At 79.9% G+C, this 1,332-nt stretch carries 1 protein-coding gene; it reads right to left on the bottom strand.

The window, feature by feature from the left end:
• Positions 1–145: 145 nt before the first annotated feature.
• Positions 146–1,111 carry a hypothetical protein gene (locus E2C05_RS31840; protein WP_133223600.1) on the bottom strand — a complete coding sequence of 322 codons (966 nt, stop codon included), beginning with the start codon at positions 1,109–1,111 and terminating at the stop codon, positions 146–148.
• Positions 1,112–1,332: the final 221 nt, after the last annotated feature.

The following is a 1,332-nucleotide window of genomic DNA, read 5'->3' as shown; positions in this document are numbered from 1 at the left end:
GGTCTGCGGCGGCAATTGCGACCCGGGCAGCGTCGCGGGCTGAGGGCCCGCCGCGCGACGCCGCGCGGCCGGCGGCCCATCCGGGGCGGCCCCGGGGCCGGGCGGATGCGGCCGCCCCGCCCCGTCGATGGCCATGCGGGCCGCGCTACTCGATCTCGGCCACCTCGGCCAGGATGCGGCGCGCCAGGGCGTCGTCCAGCCCGTCCGGCCCCCCCGGGAAGACCCGCTCGTCCAGCATCCGCCCGCCGCGGGTGCGCAGCGACACCGCCAGGCCGTCCGGCGCCGGGGCGAGGCGGGCGACCACCGTCTCGCCGCGCGCCTCCTCCACGGCCATGGTGACGAAGTCGATCAGCTCGGCGGCGGCGCCATCCTCCGGCACCTCGCCCATCTGCTCGGCGAACTGGGAGGGGAGGCAGAGCGGCTGGATCATGGCGCCGGCGCTCACCGCCTCCGGCAGGGCATCCGCCCAGCGGTCGAAGGCGGCCGCCAGGGCTTCCGCCCGCGCCGCCTCCTCGGCCTCCTGCGCATCCGGATCGCCCGCCTCCTCGGCCGGCGGGGGCGCGGCGTAGAGGATGGCGCCGACCAGGGCGAGGGCCGGCGGCAGGTCGGCGGGATCGGCCAGCGCCTCGGCCGGGGCGGGCGGCAGCCCGGCCGGGTCCCGCCCCGCCAGGATGTCCAGCAGCGCCTGCCGCAGCACCACCGGCGAGGCATCGGCGATCGTCTCCGCCAGCCGCCAGCCGGGGGCGAGCAGCAGCCGCGCCTCCGGCAGCACCACCCCGGCGGCGGGCAGGCCGGCGGCGATCGCCGCCGCATCCGGCAGCCCGGCTTCGGGAAAGACCGGCAGCATGACCAGTTGCGCCTCGTCGAAGCCGGGGCCGCCGCGCGCCACCTCCGCCACCTCGATCAGCGCGGCGGCGCATTCGGCCACCGCGTCGTCCTCGTATTTCTCCGCCAGCTTGCGGAGCGCGGCGTCCAGCACGCCGTCCCGCCCGGCGGCGATGAACTCCTCGGCCAGGGCGTCGAAGGCGTCGTCATCCTCGTCCAGCCAGGCGCGGGTCAGCCGGTCGGCGGGCGTGCCGCCGCGGCCCGGGGGGGGTGTCCTGCGCGCCATGCGGTCGCTCCCGGGGGGCTGAGCCTGGACGGGGGGCGGCGCCCCCCTCGGGCTCGCCCCGCCGGGGCCGCAGGGCCCCTTGGACCCCGCCAGCCTAGAGCGGATCGCCGGGCGGCGCGAACGCCGCGGCCTGCCCCGTCGCGCCGCGCCGCAGGTGACGGAGCGGAACGCGCCGCGACGTGGCGGCCCGGGGTCGCTCGGGCGCGGGAAGCCGCGGCCCG

This window comes from Paracraurococcus ruber (genome assembly GCF_004353985.1).
GTDB lineage: Bacteria > Pseudomonadota > Alphaproteobacteria > Acetobacterales > Acetobacteraceae > Paracraurococcus > Paracraurococcus ruber.
The sequence above is the reverse complement of the archived record's forward strand: the minus strand, read 5'-3'. Positions and strand labels throughout refer to the sequence as shown.

What these genes read in the sequence shown, in the direction of transcription:
- E2C05_RS31840 (WP_133223600.1), bottom strand. Translation starts at nt 1,111, where the DNA reads ATGGCGCGCAGGACACCCCCCCCGGGCCGCGGCGGCACGCCCGCCGAC.